Genomic DNA, 14,957 nt, shown 5'->3' on the forward strand with positions numbered 1-14,957 from the left:
CACGCATGAGGTTGACCCAGGCACTGAGCCGTGCCGTCCAGCACCGGCCCACCGAGCCCGCGACGATCTTCCACGGCAGGACTCGCACCTGGGAGGAGTTCGGCACCCGCAGCCGCAGGGCGGCGGGTGCGCTCCAACGCCTCGGGATCACCGACGGCGAACGCGTCGCGATCCTCGGCGGCAACAGCGACGACTACGCGGAGCTGTTCTTCGCCACCGCGTGGGCGGGCGGGGTGACCGTCCCGCTGAACACGCGCTGGTCGGTCGTGGAGCTGGCCCGCTCGATCGCCGACTGCCGCCCGAGCGTCCTCGTGGTGGACGACGCGTGGGTGGACGAGATCGAGCTCCTGTGCGCGGACGTCGCGGACCGGCCCGTCGTGGTCACGATGGGCGAGCGGGAGCTCGCGGGGACCGAGACCTACGACCACTTGGCGACCACCGGCGTCGAGTGCCCGGAGTCGGACCGCTCGGGCGACGACCTCGCCTTCATCTGCTACACCGGCGGCACGACCTCGAGCGCCAGGGGCGTGATGCTCTCGCACTCCAACCTCATCAGCTGCGCGCTGATGTGGATCGGCACCCTGGACTTCAGCGACGAGACCCGGTTCCTGCACACCCCGGGTTTCTTCCACATGGCCGGTGCGGCGCCGCTGTTCGCGCTCACGCTGGCGGCCGGCACGCACATCATCCTGCCGAAGTTCGAACCGGCCGCGACGATGGAGACGATCGAGAAGGAGCAGGCGACCTACTGCCTGTTCGTACCGACCATGATCACCATGCTGCTGAACCACCCTGACTTCCCGCATCGGGACCTCACGAGTGTCAAGACCGTGGAGTACGGCGCGTCTCCGATGCCCGAGGCGCTGGTCCGGCGGGTGATGCGCGAGCTGCCGAGCTGGAACCTCATCCAGGGCTACGGGTGCACGGAGGCCACCGCGCTGGTCACGGCGTTGCCCACGCGCTACCACGTGCTCGACCAGCCCGAGTCGAGCAAGCTCCGGTCTGCGGGCCGGGCGGCCGCCGGGATCGAGGTCCGGATCGTCGACCTGGACGGCGAGGAGGTGCCGCGGGGCACCGTCGGCGAGATCGCGGTGCGCGGTCCGGCCGTGATGCTGGGCTACTGGGACAAACCCGAGGAGACCGCCGCGGTTCTGCGCAACGGCTGGCTGCACACGGGTGACGCGGCCTTCATGGACGACGAAGGGTTCGTCACCATCGTCGACCGGCTCAAGGACATGATCGTGACCGGCGGGGAGAACGTCTACAGCGGCGAGGTCGAGCAGGCGATCTACCACGACCTCCGGGTCGCCGAGTGCGCCGTCATCGGCATTCCCGACGGTCAGTGGGGCGAGCGCGTGCACGCCATCGTCGTTCCCCGGCCGGGCGCGACGCTCACGGCCGAGGACGTCATCGCCCACTGCAACGCGCTGATCGGGAGCTACAAGTGCCCCAAGAGCGTCGAGATCAGTGCCGAGCCGCTGCCGTTGTCGGGCGCGGGAAAGATCATGAAGCAGACCCTGCGGGCCCCCTTCTGGGAAGGCCAGACGCGCGCCGTGCACTGAGCCCCTAGCCAGCACCCCATCCCCCGGAAGGCGACCGCAGTGTCAGAGTCGAACGCAGTCGAAACCAGCCAGTCCACAGTGGAGAAACGAAGGCGGCTTCCTCGCCGCTGGTACGTCGTCGGGGCCAACTTCTCGGTCCTCACCCTGAACTACGCGGACCGTTCGGCGATCGCGGTCGCGGGTCCGCTGATGGTGGCAGATCTCGGCCTGAGCACGAGCACGTTCGGATGGATCCTCTCGGCGTTCTTCCTCGGCTACGTCCCTGGCGTGTATCTCGGCGGCTGGGCGGCCGACCGGTTCGGCCCCCGCTCGGTGATGGCGTGGGCGATCACGGGGTGGTCGTTCTTCACCGCGCTGACTGCCGCCGGATTCAACGCGATCTTCCTGATGGCCGTGCGTTTCCTCTTCGGCATCGCGGAAGGACCACAGGCACCGTCGACCACCAAATCGCTGTCGAACTGGTTTCCACGACGCAATCTCGCGACCGGAATCGGGTTCACCTACGCCGCGCAGCCGCTGGGCGGGGCCATCGGCGGTCCCGTCACGGTCGCGATCATCGCCGCCTTCGACGGTAGCTGGCGCGCTCCCTTCATCGCCTTCGGCCTGATGGGAGTGCTCTTCCTGATCGGCTGGTGGGTCGTCGTCCGCGACACCCCCGGCAAGGACCCGCGTGCCCTCCCCTCCGAGGTGGAGGAGATGCGGCGCGACGAGGCCGAGCAGCGCGCGGCCGAGGAGTCCGCGGGCGTGGTCGGCAAGGAGAACGTGCGCAAGCACCTGCTCAACCCGCAGGTCCTCACCGTCATGTTCGGCCTCTTCGGCGTGATCTGGCTGCTCTACACGTTCCTCAACTGGTTCCCGCTCTACGTCACGCAACAGCACGGCGTCGACCTCGGGGGCCTCGCCGTGGCCACCGCGGTGCCCTGGTTCTGCGGAGCGCTCGGGATGGCCTCCAGCGGCCTGCTGGCCGACTGGGTCGCGAAACGCACCGGAGGACGGATCTTCCTGGCTCGCAAGTGGACCTTCATCGTGACGGTCCTGATCGTCGGCGTGCTGCTCATGCTGGTCGGCATCACGACGACGGCCACCGCCGCGGTGGTTCTGATGGCCGCGGTGCTGTTCGTGCTCTACATCCCGCTCGGGCTGCCCCAGTCGCTGATCGCGTCGCTGGTGCCGAAGTCGGTGTTCGGCTCGGTATTCGGTTTCGTGCTCGGCACCGGGAACCTCGCGGGGATCTTCAGCCCCGTCGTCATCGGCTACATCGTCGACGGCACGGGCAACTGGATGCTGGTGTTCGGCATCGGTGCGGCCATCGCCGTCGTGCCGGCGCTGGTCCTGGCCATGCAGCGGACACCGGCCCACCTGGCTTAGCCGCGCCGGTGTTCACGGGGACGCGGCCGGACCGGCCGCGTCCCCGTCCTTCGGTCAGCCGAGGCCGTGGCGGACGAGGCTCTTGGCGGTGTCGATGACGTCGGTGAGCGATCCCTGGCGCGGGTTCCACCACTCCGGGGTCCAGTTCAGCGCCCCCATCACGAGCATCCGCGCCGCCCGGAGATCGAGGTCCGGCCGGATGAGACCCGCGGCCCTGGCCTGTTCGAGCAGCCGCCGCCACAGTCCGATGTACTCGGACCCCTCGGAACGCAGCCGCTCGCGCACGTCGTCGGGAAGCTGTCCCAAGTTCCGGGTCACCGCGGTGGCGAAGTCGGAGAGCTGGAGCTCCACCTGCAGGTGAGCCTGCACCGCGGTGTCGATGCGATCCATCGGGGCAGTGCCGGGAGGAAGGGCGGCCAAGGCACTCTCCACGTGCTCTCGGAGCCGTCGTTGACCGACCGCCATCACCTCGGCGATCAGCTCCTCGCGGGACGAGAAGTAGTAGTACAGCGCCGGAGCACGGACCTCGGCGAGCTGCGCGATGTCGGCCAGCCGCGTTGCCGAGTACCCCTTCTCGCTGAGGATCCTCGCCGCGGCGTCGAGGATGCGATCGCGCGTCGCCGACGGTGTGTCCGAGCCGTTTCTGCGCCTGTCCGCCGCCATGTCGTCGCGCCGCGTCACGGCATCGAGAATCCGCCGCTGACCGAGAACACCTGCCCGGTCACCTGCCTGGCGGCCCGTTCGGACGAGACCCAGACGACGGCCGCGGCGACGTCCTCGGCGGTGGTGAGCCTGCGCAGGGGGATCCCCTTCGTCAGCGACTCGATCTGCTTCTCGGTGAAGACCGAGTCGCGTCCGGTGGCCCACAGACTCTTCGTCCCGATCGCACCGTCGCCCTCCGGCAGCACCAGTCCAGGGCACACCACGTTGGACCGGATGCCGTGCCTGCCGTGTTCCTTGGCGAGCGTCCTGGCCAGCGCGAGCACGGCGGCCTTGGTGGCGCCGTAGACGCCCTGGCGGATCTCGCCGAACGCGGCGTCGCTGGAGATGAACACGATCGAGCCGCGGTTCGCCTCGCGCATCGGGCCGATCGCGGCCTGCGTGCAGTCGATGGCGGCGAACATGTTGACCTCGACCAGGCGCTGCCAGCGGGCGCGGTCGGTGTCCTCCGCGAGGAAACCCGGCACGCTCCACCCGGCGTTGTTGACCAGCGCGTCGATGCCGCCCCAGCGTTCCAGCACGTGACCGACGACGCGCGATCCCGCCCCCTGCAGGGTCAGGTCCTCCTCGATGACCTCGGCCGCGGCGGCTCCGCGCTCGAGCGCCTCCGCCCGCACCTTCGTGGCCTGGTCGCCGTCGACGTCGCAGATCGCGAGCCGCGCGCCCTCCTCGGCGAAGCCGTGGACGATGCCGCGGCCGATGTTGGACGCGCCGCCCGTGACGAGTACGCGGGCTCCACGCAGGTCGAGATCCATCCCTGCTCCTTCGCGGGGCCTCGCCCCGGTTGACGATGCGATCCCAACTAATTTATCTTAAATTCGAAAACGTCACCAGGCTCGGTGCGGCGAGGCGAAGCGATCTCGCACCTCGGAAACAGGTGGACACAGTGAGCAGTCAGGACAAAGTCGTCTCAGCACACGCGGACGGAGTGGTCGGGCACATCGTGCTCGACCGGCCGGAGGCGATGAACGCCATCACGGTGGAACTCGGCAGGCAGCTGGAGAACTCGCTGCGCGAGCTGGCCGGGGCCGTGACCGTCATCGTCATCCGTGGTGCGGGTGGCAACTTCTCGGTCGGCGGCGATTTCCGTGAGCTCGAACGACTTCGTGCCGAGGGCCCCGAGGCGCTCCGGCCGTTGTTCGAGAACTTCGGCCGCGCCTGCGGTGTCATCGCCGAGCTACCGGTGCCCGTGGTCGCGGCGGTCGAGGGCTACGCGATGGCCGGAGGTTTCGAGCTGATGCAGGCGTGCGACATCGCGGTGGTCCGAGCCGACGCGAAGCTGGCCGACAACCACGCGAACTTCGGCCAGGTGCCCGGAGGCGGCGGCTCGCAGCGGTTGCCGCGACTGGTCGGCAGGCAGCGGGCTCTCGGTCACATCCTCTCCGGCGAGCGACTGTCCGGAGCGCAGGCCGCCGAGTGGGGCCTGGCCTACCGCGGCTTCGCGCCCGAGGAGTTCGACGCGGGTGTCGCGGCGTTCGTGCGGCGGCTGGGGGAGCAGGACCCGGTCGCGCTGGGCCGGATCAAGCGGCTCGTGCACGACGGGCTCCGCGCGCCGCTGGCCGACGGGCTCGCCATGGAGCTGGCGACGGTGATCGAGCACGTCGGAAGCGCCACGGCCGGAGCCGGAATCGCCTCCTTCGGTACGGGTAAGGGAGCCTGACATGACCGATGAACTGATCGCCTCCGGCCCGGTGTTGCTGGAGCTGGACTCCGACGGAGTCGCCCGGCTGCGCCTCAACCGGCCGGACGCCGCGAACGGCATGAACATGGACCTGCTCCAGGCTCTGCACGCCGCGATCATGCGAGTGCACGGCGAGCCGGGGGTGCGGGCGGTGATCCTCTCCGGTGAGGGGCCGCACTTCTGCGCGGGCGGCGACGTCCGGGACTTCGCGAGCAAGGGCGAGGGACTGCCCGACTACCTGCGCGAGGCCACCGCGTGGCTGCAGATCGCGGTGTCGTCGCTGGTGCAGTTGAAGCCGCCGGTGATCGCCGCCGTGCACGGGTTCGCCGCGGGCGGCGGCGGGTTCGGACTGGCGTGCGCCGCCGACTTCGTGGTGGCGGCCGACTCGGCCAAGTTCATGTCCGGCGCCGTCCGCGTCGGCATGGCGCCGGATGCCGGCACCACCGTGACCCTCAGCAGGCTCGTCGGCCTCCGCAGGGCGATGGACATCCTGCTCACGAACCCGACCCTGACCGCGGCCGAGGCGCTCGACGCCGGTCTGGCGACCAAGGTCGTGCCCGGTGAGGTGCTGCACGACGAGGCGCTGGCTCTCGCACGCACCCTGACCGCGCTGCCTCCGCAGGCCCTCGCCGCGACGAAACGACTGCTGTGGCGGGGAACCGGCGCGTCCCTGGAGGCCCAGTTGCCCGAGGAGGCCAGGACGGTCTCGGAGCTGTCCGGCACCGCGGACGCCCGCGAGGGGCTCGCCGCGGTGATCGAGCGCAGGCCCGCGCACTTCACCGGAACGTAGTTCTTCCACGTCATCGACATTCGATTCCACAAGGAGGTGGCCGTGCCGACCGACATCGAGCGACGGCGCGCCCGTCTGCGAGCGAAGTTCTCCCGATGGGAACCGAGAACACTCGGCGGGTGGCTCGAGTACTGCGCCGGTGAGTTCGGCGACCGGCCCTTCGTCATCACCGACGAACGCACCATCACCTACGCCGAGACCGCCGTGTGGGCCACCCGCCTGGCGGACGGACTCGCCGCTGTCGGGGTGCGGCCGGGCGACCGGGTGGGCATCCTCATGGCCAACTACCTGGAGTTCGCGCCGGTGAAGTTCGCTGCCGCGAAGGCAGGCGCCGTGGCGATCCCGTTGAACTACCTGTACCGGGCCGAAGAGCTCGAGTACGTACTCCGGCAGTCGGAGTGCTCGGTACTGGTCACCATGACCGGCTTCGGGGACCTCGACTACCTGGACGTGCTCGACCGGATCGCGCCGGGCTGGGAGGAGGGCGAGGTCGCCGGGCTGCCGGTGCTGCGCCGGGTGGTGCTGCTGTCCACCGACGGCCGCGAGCGCGCGGGAGTCCTCACCGTGCCCGGGCTGGGCGAACTGGGCGAGGCGAACCCCGGCCGGGCCACGGACGAGGCGCACCCCGACGACATCGGCGACATGCTCTACACCTCGGGGACCACCGGATCGCCCAAGGGAGTTCTGGTCACGCACGACGCGGTGCAGCGGACGGCCTACGCCTCGGCGCTGACCCGCGCGTTCGAGGACGAGCGCAGGATTCTGTTCTCCTTGCCGTGCTACCACATGTTCGGCTACGTCGAGGGCCTGCTCGCCGCGATGGTCGTGGGCGGCGCGATCATCCCGCAGACCGCCTTCGACCCGGTGCGCTACTTCGAGGGGATCGAGCGGCACCGGGCGACCGACGTGCTGTGCGTGCCGACGATGACGGTCGGGCTGCTGGAGCATCCGCGGCGGGAGGACTTCGACCTGACGTCGCTGTCGGCGATCCTCTCCGGCGCCGCTCCCGCACCGGTCTGGTTGTGGGAGCGGGTCCGCGACGAACTGGGGGTCGACGAGATCGTCACCGGTTACGGGATGACCGAGTGCGGCGGGGCGATGACCCTCACGCTTCCCGAGGACGAGTTGACCTACACCTCCGTCACCGTGGGCAGGCCCAAGCTCGCGGGCAGCGCGGGCGTCGCCGGCCGGGACGCGCTGACCGAGTACAAGACGATCGACCCGACCACCGGCGAGGACCTGCCTGCGCACGTCGAGGGTGAACTCGCGTCGCGCGGGCCGACCGACATGATCGGGTTCTGGAACAAGCCAGAGGAGTCGGCCGCCGCGAAGCTGGACGGCTGGATTCGCTCGGGCGACCTCGGCCGGGTGCGTGAGGACGGCTACCTGGAGGTGACCGGCCGCAGCAAGGAGCTCTACAAGAGTGGCGGCGAGCTGGTGATGCCCAAGGAGATCGAGGACCTGCTGAGCGGCCACCCTGCCATCAGCCAGGTGTACGCGATCGGTGTCCCGGACGAGCGCTGGGGTGACGCGGGGTGCGTCTGCATCGTCGGCGCGCCCGGCGAGAGCATCACCGCCGCCGAGGTGCTGGCTCTGTGCAAGGACAAGCTCGCCCGCTTCAAGGTCCCCAAGCACGTGTTGTTCCTCGACCCGTCCGACCTGCCCATGACACCGACCGGAAAGGTCCAGAAGTTCCGGCTCGTCACGTGGGCGCAGCGGCGGTTGACGGAACCGGCCGACGAACTAGCGAAGAGGGTGGAAGCGTGACCGCCACAGTGCCCCGAGCAGGCACCGACCGTCCCGACTACACGAGGCTGATCCAGCCCGACCGCGTCCACGGGTCCCTGTACACCGATCCGCGGATCTTCACCGAGGAGCTGGAGCGGATCTGGTACCGCACCTGGGTGTACGTGGGCCACGAGAGCGAGGTTCCCCAGCCGGGCGACTACGTGCGCAAGAACATCGGGCCGCAGGACCTGGTGCTCACGCGGGACCGCGAGGGCCAGGTGCACCTGCTCGTCAATCGGTGCGCACACCGGGCGAACCTGGTGTGCGAGGACGAGAGCGGGAACTCGAACTCGTTCCGCTGCCCCTACCACGGCTGGACCTACCGCAACACCGGTGAACTGCTCGGCTATCCGTACAACAAGGGCTACGGCGGCAAGGGAAAGCTGGACCTGGCGATGGGCCGGGTGCCGAGGGTCGAGTCGTACCGGGGCTTCGTCTTCGGCAGCTTCGCGGCCGACGGGCCGAGCCTCGCCGAGCACCTCGGCGAGGCCGCCGGGGAGATCGACCGGCTCTGCAGGCTCGCGCCGGAGGGCGAGATCGAGCTCAGCGCGGGCTGGCTCAAACACCGGACGCGGGCGAACTGGAAGCTGTTGGCCGAGAACGAAACCGACGGCTACCACCCCCAGTTCGTGCACGGCTCGATCTTCAGCGTCACGGGCAGCCCGATCGGAGCGCTCTACAGCGACCGGTCCACCGCCGTCACGCGCAACCTCGGCCACGGCCACAGCGAGAACGACCTGCGCCCGGAGTTCCGCAAGTTCGGTGAACCGATGCGCTGGTTCGGAACCACCGAGGACCGCGTTCCGGAATACGCGGCGGCGATGCGCGCGCTGCACGGCGACGCCGCGGACGAGATCCTCGTCGAGGGCGCGCCGCACGTGATGATCTTTCCGAACCTGTTCATCGCCGAGATCCAGGTCTTCGTCATCCAGCCACTGTCGGCGGGGGAGTGTGTGCAGCACTCGACGGCGGTCCAGCTCAAGGGCGCTCCCGAGTTGAACCGGAGGATGGTCTCGCAGTCCGTCGGCTCGGTCGGGCCCGCGGGGATGCTGCTCGCCGACGACACCGAGATGTACGAGCGCAACCAGCGTGGAGCCGAGCAGCTGCGCCCGGAGTGGCTCGACATCCGTCGCGGGCTGGAACGGGAACGGGTCGACGAGCGCGGTCTGACGATCGGCACCGCGACCGACGAGACCGGCATGCGCGGCTTCTGGTCGCACTACAAGACGCTGATGGAGGACCAGACGTGACCGCCGTCGCCGGCGCCGGGCTGGAGCTGCGCCAGATCGAGCAGTTCCTGTACCGCGAGGCGCGCTACGCCGATGAGCACGACTACGACGCCTGGGAGGCGTTGTGGACCGACGACGCCCGCTACTGGGTTCCGGCCGGTGACGACGACGCCGATCCTCGAACGCGGGTGTCGGTCGTCTACGACAACCGGAACCGGATCTCGACCCGGCTCAAGCAGTTGCGCACCGGCAAGCGCTACTCGCAATCGCCGCCGTCGAACCTGCGCCGCGTGGTCTCCAACATCGAGGTCGTCGGGACCGCGGGCGAGGACGCCGGGGACACCGTGGTGCAGGCCAACTTCGTCCTCGCCGAGTCGCGCACGCGCGGACTGGAGACGTGGGCTGGGCGCGTCACCTACCACCTGCGCGTGGTGGACGGCGAGATCCGCCTCGCGTTCAAGAAGGTCAGCCTGGTGAACAAGGACCAGCCGCTGCCCACGATGGCGTTTTTGATCTGAGGAGATCCCATGGCTGACAACGATTCCCGGAGCGGGGTCGTGACGGGTCCCGGCTCGACGGCGCTGGTGGGCAGCGAGTTCGCGGAGGTCGCGGCCTCCGTCGACCACGCGGGCAACGGCCCCCGGCTGCGGCTGGAGGACCTGCGCAGCGGGCGGGTGCGGTTCCTCGACGCACTCGAACTGGAGTCGATCATCTGGTTGCCGGAGGGTCATCTGCGGCAGCTGCTGGATCCGTCGTCCGACCGGTGGCGGGAGGACGGATGACCGTTGCTGGGAGTGGCCGCGTGAGCGCGCTCGTCGCCTATGCGACCTACCTGCCGAGGCACCGGCTCCAGCGGGCAGCGATCGGTGCCACGCTCGGCGCGGGCGGGGGACGCGGTGCCCGCGTCGTCGCCTCGTTCGACGAGGACAGCACGACCATGGGCGTCGAGGCGGCCGGGGCGCTGCTGCGCGCCCACCCGGCGACGCCCGGCGCGCTCTACTTCGCCACCACCTCGCCCGCCTACGCCGACAAGACCAACGCCTCGGCCGTCCACGCCGCGATCGCGCTGCCGCAGGCCACGTTCGCGGCCGATCTCGCCGGTTCGTCGCGGTCGGCACTCGCCGCCTGGCGGGTGGCGCAGGCGGAGCGCGGGCTGGTCGTGCTGGCCGATGTGCGGACGGGCCTGCCGGGCTCCCGCGACGAGCGCGACGGCGGCGACGGCGCGGTCGCGCTGCTCTTCGGTGACCCCGAGGACGCCATCGCCGAGGTCGTCGCGCAGCGCTCGTGGACGGCCGAGCTGCTGGACCGCTGGCGCGCACCGGGCGAGGCCGCGGGCGGCCAGTGGGAGGAGCGGTTCGGGTTGGAGACCTACCTTCCCCTGCTGCGGCGGGCGGCGGCGGAGACCCTGGCCGCGGCGGGCCTGGACGAGGCGGACCATGTCGTGGTCGTCTCGCCGAACCCGGGAGTGCGCACACAGGCCCCACGGGTCTTTCCCGGCGCCTGCTCGTCCCCGATCGGGCACTCGGGCGCGGCGGATCTCGGGCTCGGCCTCGCGGCCGTGCTCGATCACGCCGAGCCCGGCAAGACGATCCTCGTGCTGTCCGCGGCCGACGGCTGCGACGCGCTGGTCCTGCGCACCACCGAGCGCCTGGCGCGGAACCGGCAATCGCGCCCGGTGGCCGACCAGTTCGAGGACGGCGTCGACGTCCCGTACGCCACCTACCTCACCTGGCGTGGCTGGCTCGACCGCGAACCGCCGCGCCGCCCGGAGCCCGACCGTCCCGCGGGACCGCCCAGCGCGCGGTCGGAGGCCTGGAAGTTCTCCTTCACCGGCAGTGTGTGCCGGTGCTGCGGGTTCACGCACCTCCCGCCGGTGCGGGTCTGCAAGAAGTGCGGGTCGGCCGACGACATGGACCAGCTCTCGCTCGCGTCGTCGACCGGCGCCGTGGCGACCTACACCGTGGACCGGCTGGCGTACTCGCCCTCGCCGCCACTGATCGACGCGGTCGTGGACTTCGACGGCGGCGGTCGCTACACGCTCGAGGTCGCCGACGCCCAGCCCGACGACCTGGCCGTCGGTGTGCCGGTGGGCCTGTCGTTTCGCAGGCTGTTCACCGCGGGTGGCGTGCACAACTACTTCTGGAAGGCGCGCGTGCTCGCGCCGGAGCGGGCCGTCGCCGAGGGAGGAGACACGTGAGCAGCAAGGGAATCCGCGACCGCGTCGCCGTCGTGTCGATGGGCTGTACCCGATTCGGCGAGCACTGGACCTCCTCGGCGGAGGACCTGCTGGTCGACGCCACCGAGGAGGCCTTCGGGTCGAGTCCGGTCCGCCGCGACGACGTCGACGCCTACTGGTTGGGCACACTGGGATCGGGACAGTCCGGTCTGACGTTGAGCAAGGCGCTCGCGCTCGACTACAAACCCGTCACCCGCGTGGAGAACTACTGTGCGACCGGTTCCGAGGCGTTCCGCAACGCCTGTTACGCCGTGGCGTCCGGGGCCTACGACCGGGTCATGGCCGTCGGCGTGGAGAAGCTGAAGGACTCGGGCTTCTCCGGGCTGCTGCGGTCCGACCCACCCGGCGATGGGACGGCGGCCGAGCTGAGCCTGACCGCTCCAGCGGCCTTCTCCCTGCTCGATCCCGCCTACTGTGCGCGCTACGGCGTCGACCCGGCCGAGCTGCGGTCCGCGATGACGCACGTGGCATGGAAGAACCACCACAACGGCGCGCTGAACCCCAAGGCACAGTTCCGTTCCGAGGTGACCAAGCAGCGCATCGCGAACGCCCCGACGGTGGCCGGGCGGCTGGGCGTGTTCGACTGCTCCGGCGTGTCGGACGGCGCGGCGGCGGCGCTGATCGTCCGCGCCGAGGACGCGCTCGACTACACCGACCGGCCGATGTATGTGAAGGGCCTCTCGCTCGCGGCGGGACCGGCGCTCGGCGCGGCGGATCCCGACTACGACTACACCACCTTTCCCGAGGTTATTCGCAGCGCGCGGGACGCGTTCGCACAGGCGGGCGTCACCGATCCTCGGCGCGAGATCTCACTCGCCGAGGTGCACGACTGCTTCACTCCGACCGAGCTGGTGTTGATGGAGGACCTGGGTTTCTCCGAGCGCGGCCAGGCGTGGAAAGACGTCCTCGACGGAGCGTTCGAACTCGGCGGGCGGCTACCCGTGAACCCCGACGGCGGTCTGAAGTCGTTCGGCCACCCGGTGGGCGCGAGTGGCCTGCGGATGCTCTACGAGTGCTGGCTGCAGTTCCGGGGAGAGGCGGGTCGGCGGCAGCTCGCCGACCCGAGGCTCGGGCTGACGCACAACCTGGGCGGACGGCCGGGCAGCTGCGTGTCCTTCGTGTCCGTCGTGGGGCCCGAACTCGACGGTTGACGCGACTTCAAAATTTTATCTACATTAAATTAGACACGATACGGAGGTGGAGTCATGGACCGGGCCGCGGCCGAGAAACTGGCCACCGAGCTCTACCGGGCGCTGGCCTCGGGAGACCGCGACGGCCTGGACCGGTTGCTGCACCCCGGCTTCGCGGGCCACGCCACCGAAGGGCTTCCGCTCGGGCTGGGAGGCGACTACCAGGGTCCGGACGCGATGCGACGGCAGTTCTGGGGCCGGATCGCCCGCAGCGTCGTCGCTCGTGCCGAACCGGCGGAGTTCGCCCTGCTCGACGACGGCCGCCTGTTCGTGCGCGGGCGCTACACCGGCACCGCGAGGACCGGCGCCGCGCTGGACGCGGAGTTCGTCCACGTGCTGTCCTTCGCCGACGGGCAGGTCTCCGGCCTGGTCCAGCTCACCGACAGCGGGCGGTGGAGCGAGGCGCTCGCGGAGCCGGGGCGGGACCTCGAGACGGTGGACTTCACCGTGACCGACGGCGTCGGCGTGCTCCGGCTCAACCGGCCCGACGTGCGCAACGCCATCGACCAGACCGTCGCGGACGAGCTCTACGAGGTCGCCCTGCGCTGTGCGGCGGACCAGAGCCTTCGGGCGTTGCTCATCAGCGGATCGGGTTCCACGTTCACCGTCGGCGGGGACGTCTCGGTGTTCGGTGGGGTGGGAGCGGACCTGCCCGCCGCGCTGCGCCGGATGACGACCCCGTACCACGACGCGCTGCGCATCCTCAGCGAACTGGACGCGCCGATCGTGACGGCCGTGCACGGCGCGGTCGCGGGTGGCGGACTGGGGCTGCTCTACGTCGCCGACCTCGCGTTTGCCGCCGAGAACACGAAGTTCGCCACCGGGTTCGCCGCATTGGGACTGTCGGGCGACGGCGGAAACTCGTGGTTCCTGCCGAGGCTCGTCGGTCCGCGCAGGGCCGCGCAGCTGTACTTCGAACAGCGGGTGCTCGACGCCGCCGACGCCGCCGAGTGGGGCCTCGTCTCGCACGTCGTTGCCGGCGACGCGCTCGAACACGAGGCGTGGGCGGCGGCCCGGCGGCTGGCCGACGGTCCTACTCGCGCCTATGGCGAGATCCGCAGGCTCCTGCGCGACTCGTGGTCGGCGACGCTGTCGCAGCAGCTCGTGGCCGAGACCGACGCCATCGCGCGCGCCGCCGCGACGGCCGACGCCCACGGCGCCGTGGCCGCATTCCTGGAGAAGAAGACTCCGACGTTCGAGGGACGGTGAACATGACGGGACTCGTCATCGACAACGACGACCACCGCCTGATCCGGGAGAGTGTCGCGAAGATCGCGGCCAAGTACGGACACGAGTACTACGCCGACCGCGCCCGCCGGGGCGAGCACATCGGCGAGCTGTGGAGTGAGCTGGGCGAGGCGGGGCTGCTCGGCGTGCACCTGCCCGAGGAGTTCGGCGGTGGTGGCGCGGGCCTGACCGAGCTCACCATCGTGATCGAGGAGCTGGCCGCGCACGGGATGCCGTTGCTGCTCGCCGTGATCTCGCCCGCGATCTGCGGGTCGATCCTGGCCGCGCACGGCTCCGCGGAGATGAAGGGCGAGTGGCTGCCCGGAATCGCGGACGGCTCGCGGAAGATGGCCTTCGCGCTGACCGAGCCCGACGCCGGTTCCAACAGCCACAACGTGTCCACAACGGCGCGCAAGGACACCGACGGCTGGGTCATCTCCGGTGGCAAGTACTACATCTCGGCGGCCGACGAGTGCGAGGCGCTCCTGCTCGTCGCGCGCGACGGCGACGTCGCCACGACGGGCCGCAACCCGTTGTCGTTGTTCGTGGTCCCGGTCGCCTCGCCCGGCGTGACACTGCAGCGGATCGACACCGCGCTGACCTCGCCCGACCGGCAGTTCACCGTGTTCCTCGACGACGTGCGAGTGGGCGCTGAGGCGCTGATCGGTGAGGTGGGCAAAGGTTTGCGGCAGGTGTTCGCCGGGCTGAACCCGGAACGGGTCCTGGCCGCCGCACTGTGCACCGGGGTCGGCCGCTACGCGGTGGCCAAGGCCCGGGACTACGCCTGTCAGCGACAGGTCTGGTCGGCTCCGATCGGAGCGCACCAGGGCATCTCCCACCCCCTGGCCGAGTCCCACATCGCCGTGGAGCTGGCCCGGCTCGCCACGATGCGCGCCGCCGAACTGTTCGACTCGGGACTCGACGCGGCCGAAGCCGCCAACATCGCGAAGTTCGCGGCGGCGGAGGCCGGACTGCGGGCACTGGACCAGGCGATCCAGACCCACGGCGGCAACGGCCTCGCGCGCGAGTACGGCCTGGCGGACCTGTGGTTCGTCATCCGTCTCATGCGCACCGCGCCGGTGAGCCGGGAGATGGTGCTGAACTTCGTCGCCCAGCGCAGCCTCGGGCTGCCGGACTCGTACTAGACCGAAGTGGACGAAAGGCGC

At 70.3% G+C, this 14,957-nt stretch carries 14 protein-coding genes; 12 read left to right on the forward strand and 2 right to left on the reverse strand.

What is annotated here, in order from left to right; all coding sequences use genetic code 11:
* Positions 1-5 precede the first annotated feature (5 nt).
* Both JHE00_RS23470 and JHE00_RS23475 read left to right on the forward strand, forming a co-directional pair.
* Positions 6-1,562 carry an acyl-CoA synthetase gene (locus JHE00_RS23470; RefSeq protein WP_200321750.1) on the forward strand — a complete coding sequence of 519 codons (1,557 nt, stop codon included), beginning with the start codon at positions 6-8 and terminating at the stop codon, positions 1,560-1,562.
* A gap of 78 nt (positions 1,563-1,640) precedes the next feature.
* The gene (locus tag JHE00_RS23475; protein ID WP_200321752.1) at positions 1,641-2,930 is read left to right on the forward strand and encodes an MFS transporter; all 1,290 of its coding nucleotides are present in this window, start codon (positions 1,641-1,643) and stop codon (positions 2,928-2,930) included.
* A gap of 54 nt (positions 2,931-2,984) precedes the next feature.
* Here the strand turns inward: JHE00_RS23475 and JHE00_RS35225 are convergent, their stop codons facing one another.
* Positions 2,985-3,611, reverse strand: a complete 627-nt coding sequence (locus JHE00_RS35225) for a TetR/AcrR family transcriptional regulator (protein ID WP_307832072.1) — start codon at positions 3,609-3,611, stop codon at positions 2,985-2,987.
* Positions 3,608-4,405, reverse strand: coding sequence for an SDR family NAD(P)-dependent oxidoreductase (locus tag JHE00_RS23485; RefSeq protein WP_200321754.1), 798 nt, complete (start codon positions 4,403-4,405; stop codon positions 3,608-3,610). The genes JHE00_RS35225 and JHE00_RS23485 overlap by 4 nt, the downstream gene beginning before the upstream one ends.
* Before the next feature lie 131 nt (positions 4,406-4,536).
* Here JHE00_RS23485 and JHE00_RS23490 point away from each other — a divergent pair, with 131 nt between their 5' ends.
* Genes JHE00_RS23490 through JHE00_RS23535 form a run of 10 tightly spaced genes read left to right on the forward strand, consistent with a single transcriptional unit; the run spans position 4,537 to position 14,936 of the window.
* The gene (locus tag JHE00_RS23490; RefSeq protein ID WP_307832073.1) at positions 4,537-5,310 is read left to right on the forward strand and encodes an enoyl-CoA hydratase/isomerase family protein; all 774 of its coding nucleotides are present in this window, start codon (positions 4,537-4,539) and stop codon (positions 5,308-5,310) included.
* Position 5,311: 1 nt separating this feature from the next.
* On the forward strand, positions 5,312-6,121 hold the full coding sequence (locus tag JHE00_RS23495) for an enoyl-CoA hydratase/isomerase family protein (protein ID WP_200321757.1): 810 nt from the start codon (positions 5,312-5,314) through the stop codon (positions 6,119-6,121).
* 42 nt (positions 6,122-6,163) lie between these two features.
* Positions 6,164-7,888: a class I adenylate-forming enzyme family protein gene (locus tag JHE00_RS23500; protein ID WP_200321759.1), complete on the forward strand. Its 1,725-nt coding sequence runs from the start codon at positions 6,164-6,166 to the stop codon at positions 7,886-7,888.
* On the forward strand, positions 7,885-9,159 hold the full coding sequence (locus JHE00_RS23505) for an aromatic ring-hydroxylating oxygenase subunit alpha (RefSeq protein ID WP_200321766.1): 1,275 nt from the start codon (positions 7,885-7,887) through the stop codon (positions 9,157-9,159). The genes JHE00_RS23500 and JHE00_RS23505 overlap by 4 nt, the downstream gene beginning before the upstream one ends.
* Entirely contained in the window at positions 9,156-9,656 is a 501-nt protein-coding gene (locus JHE00_RS23510; protein ID WP_200321768.1) for an aromatic-ring-hydroxylating dioxygenase subunit beta, read from the forward strand. The genes JHE00_RS23505 and JHE00_RS23510 overlap by 4 nt, the downstream gene beginning before the upstream one ends.
* Positions 9,657-9,665: 9 nt before the next feature.
* Positions 9,666-9,920 (forward strand): hypothetical protein, encoded by a 255-nt coding sequence (locus JHE00_RS23515; RefSeq protein WP_200321770.1) that lies wholly within the window; start codon positions 9,666-9,668, stop codon positions 9,918-9,920.
* On the forward strand, positions 9,917-11,335 hold the full coding sequence (locus JHE00_RS23520) for an OB-fold domain-containing protein (RefSeq protein ID WP_200321784.1): 1,419 nt from the start codon (positions 9,917-9,919) through the stop codon (positions 11,333-11,335). The genes JHE00_RS23515 and JHE00_RS23520 overlap by 4 nt, the downstream gene beginning before the upstream one ends.
* Positions 11,332-12,525 (forward strand): acetyl-CoA acetyltransferase, encoded by a 1,194-nt coding sequence (locus JHE00_RS23525; RefSeq protein ID WP_307832074.1) that lies wholly within the window; start codon positions 11,332-11,334, stop codon positions 12,523-12,525. Before JHE00_RS23520 ends, JHE00_RS23525 begins: the two co-directional genes overlap by 4 nt.
* Before the next feature lie 54 nt (positions 12,526-12,579).
* Complete coding sequence (locus JHE00_RS23530; RefSeq protein WP_200321786.1) at positions 12,580-13,773, forward strand: enoyl-CoA hydratase-related protein; 1,194 nt, start codon at positions 12,580-12,582, stop codon at positions 13,771-13,773.
* A 2-nt stretch (positions 13,774-13,775) separates the two neighbouring features.
* A complete protein-coding gene (locus JHE00_RS23535; RefSeq protein ID WP_200321788.1) occupies positions 13,776-14,936 on the forward strand; it encodes an acyl-CoA dehydrogenase family protein in 1,161 nt (386 codons plus the stop codon).
* Positions 14,937-14,957: the final 21 nt, after the last annotated feature.

The organism is Prauserella cavernicola, from assembly GCF_016595675.1.
GTDB lineage: Bacteria > Actinomycetota > Actinomycetes > Mycobacteriales > Pseudonocardiaceae > Prauserella_A > Prauserella_A cavernicola.

Bases quoted from the DNA above. Each gene is read 5' to 3' on its own strand.
- JHE00_RS23470 (WP_200321750.1), top strand. From the start codon at position 6: ATGAGGTTGACCCAGGCACTGAGCCGTGCCGTCCAGCACCGGCCCACC.
- JHE00_RS23485 (WP_200321754.1), bottom strand. From the start codon at position 4,405: ATGGATCTCGACCTGCGTGGAGCCCGCGTACTCGTCACGGGCGGCGCG.
- JHE00_RS23495 (WP_200321757.1), top strand. From the start codon at position 5,312: ATGACCGATGAACTGATCGCCTCCGGCCCGGTGTTGCTGGAGCTGGAC.
- JHE00_RS23515 (WP_200321770.1), top strand. From the start codon at position 9,666: ATGGCTGACAACGATTCCCGGAGCGGGGTCGTGACGGGTCCCGGCTCG.
- JHE00_RS23520 (WP_200321784.1), top strand. From the start codon at position 9,917: ATGACCGTTGCTGGGAGTGGCCGCGTGAGCGCGCTCGTCGCCTATGCG.
- JHE00_RS23530 (WP_200321786.1), top strand. From the start codon at position 12,580: ATGGACCGGGCCGCGGCCGAGAAACTGGCCACCGAGCTCTACCGGGCG.
- JHE00_RS23535 (WP_200321788.1), top strand. From the start codon at position 13,776: ATGACGGGACTCGTCATCGACAACGACGACCACCGCCTGATCCGGGAG.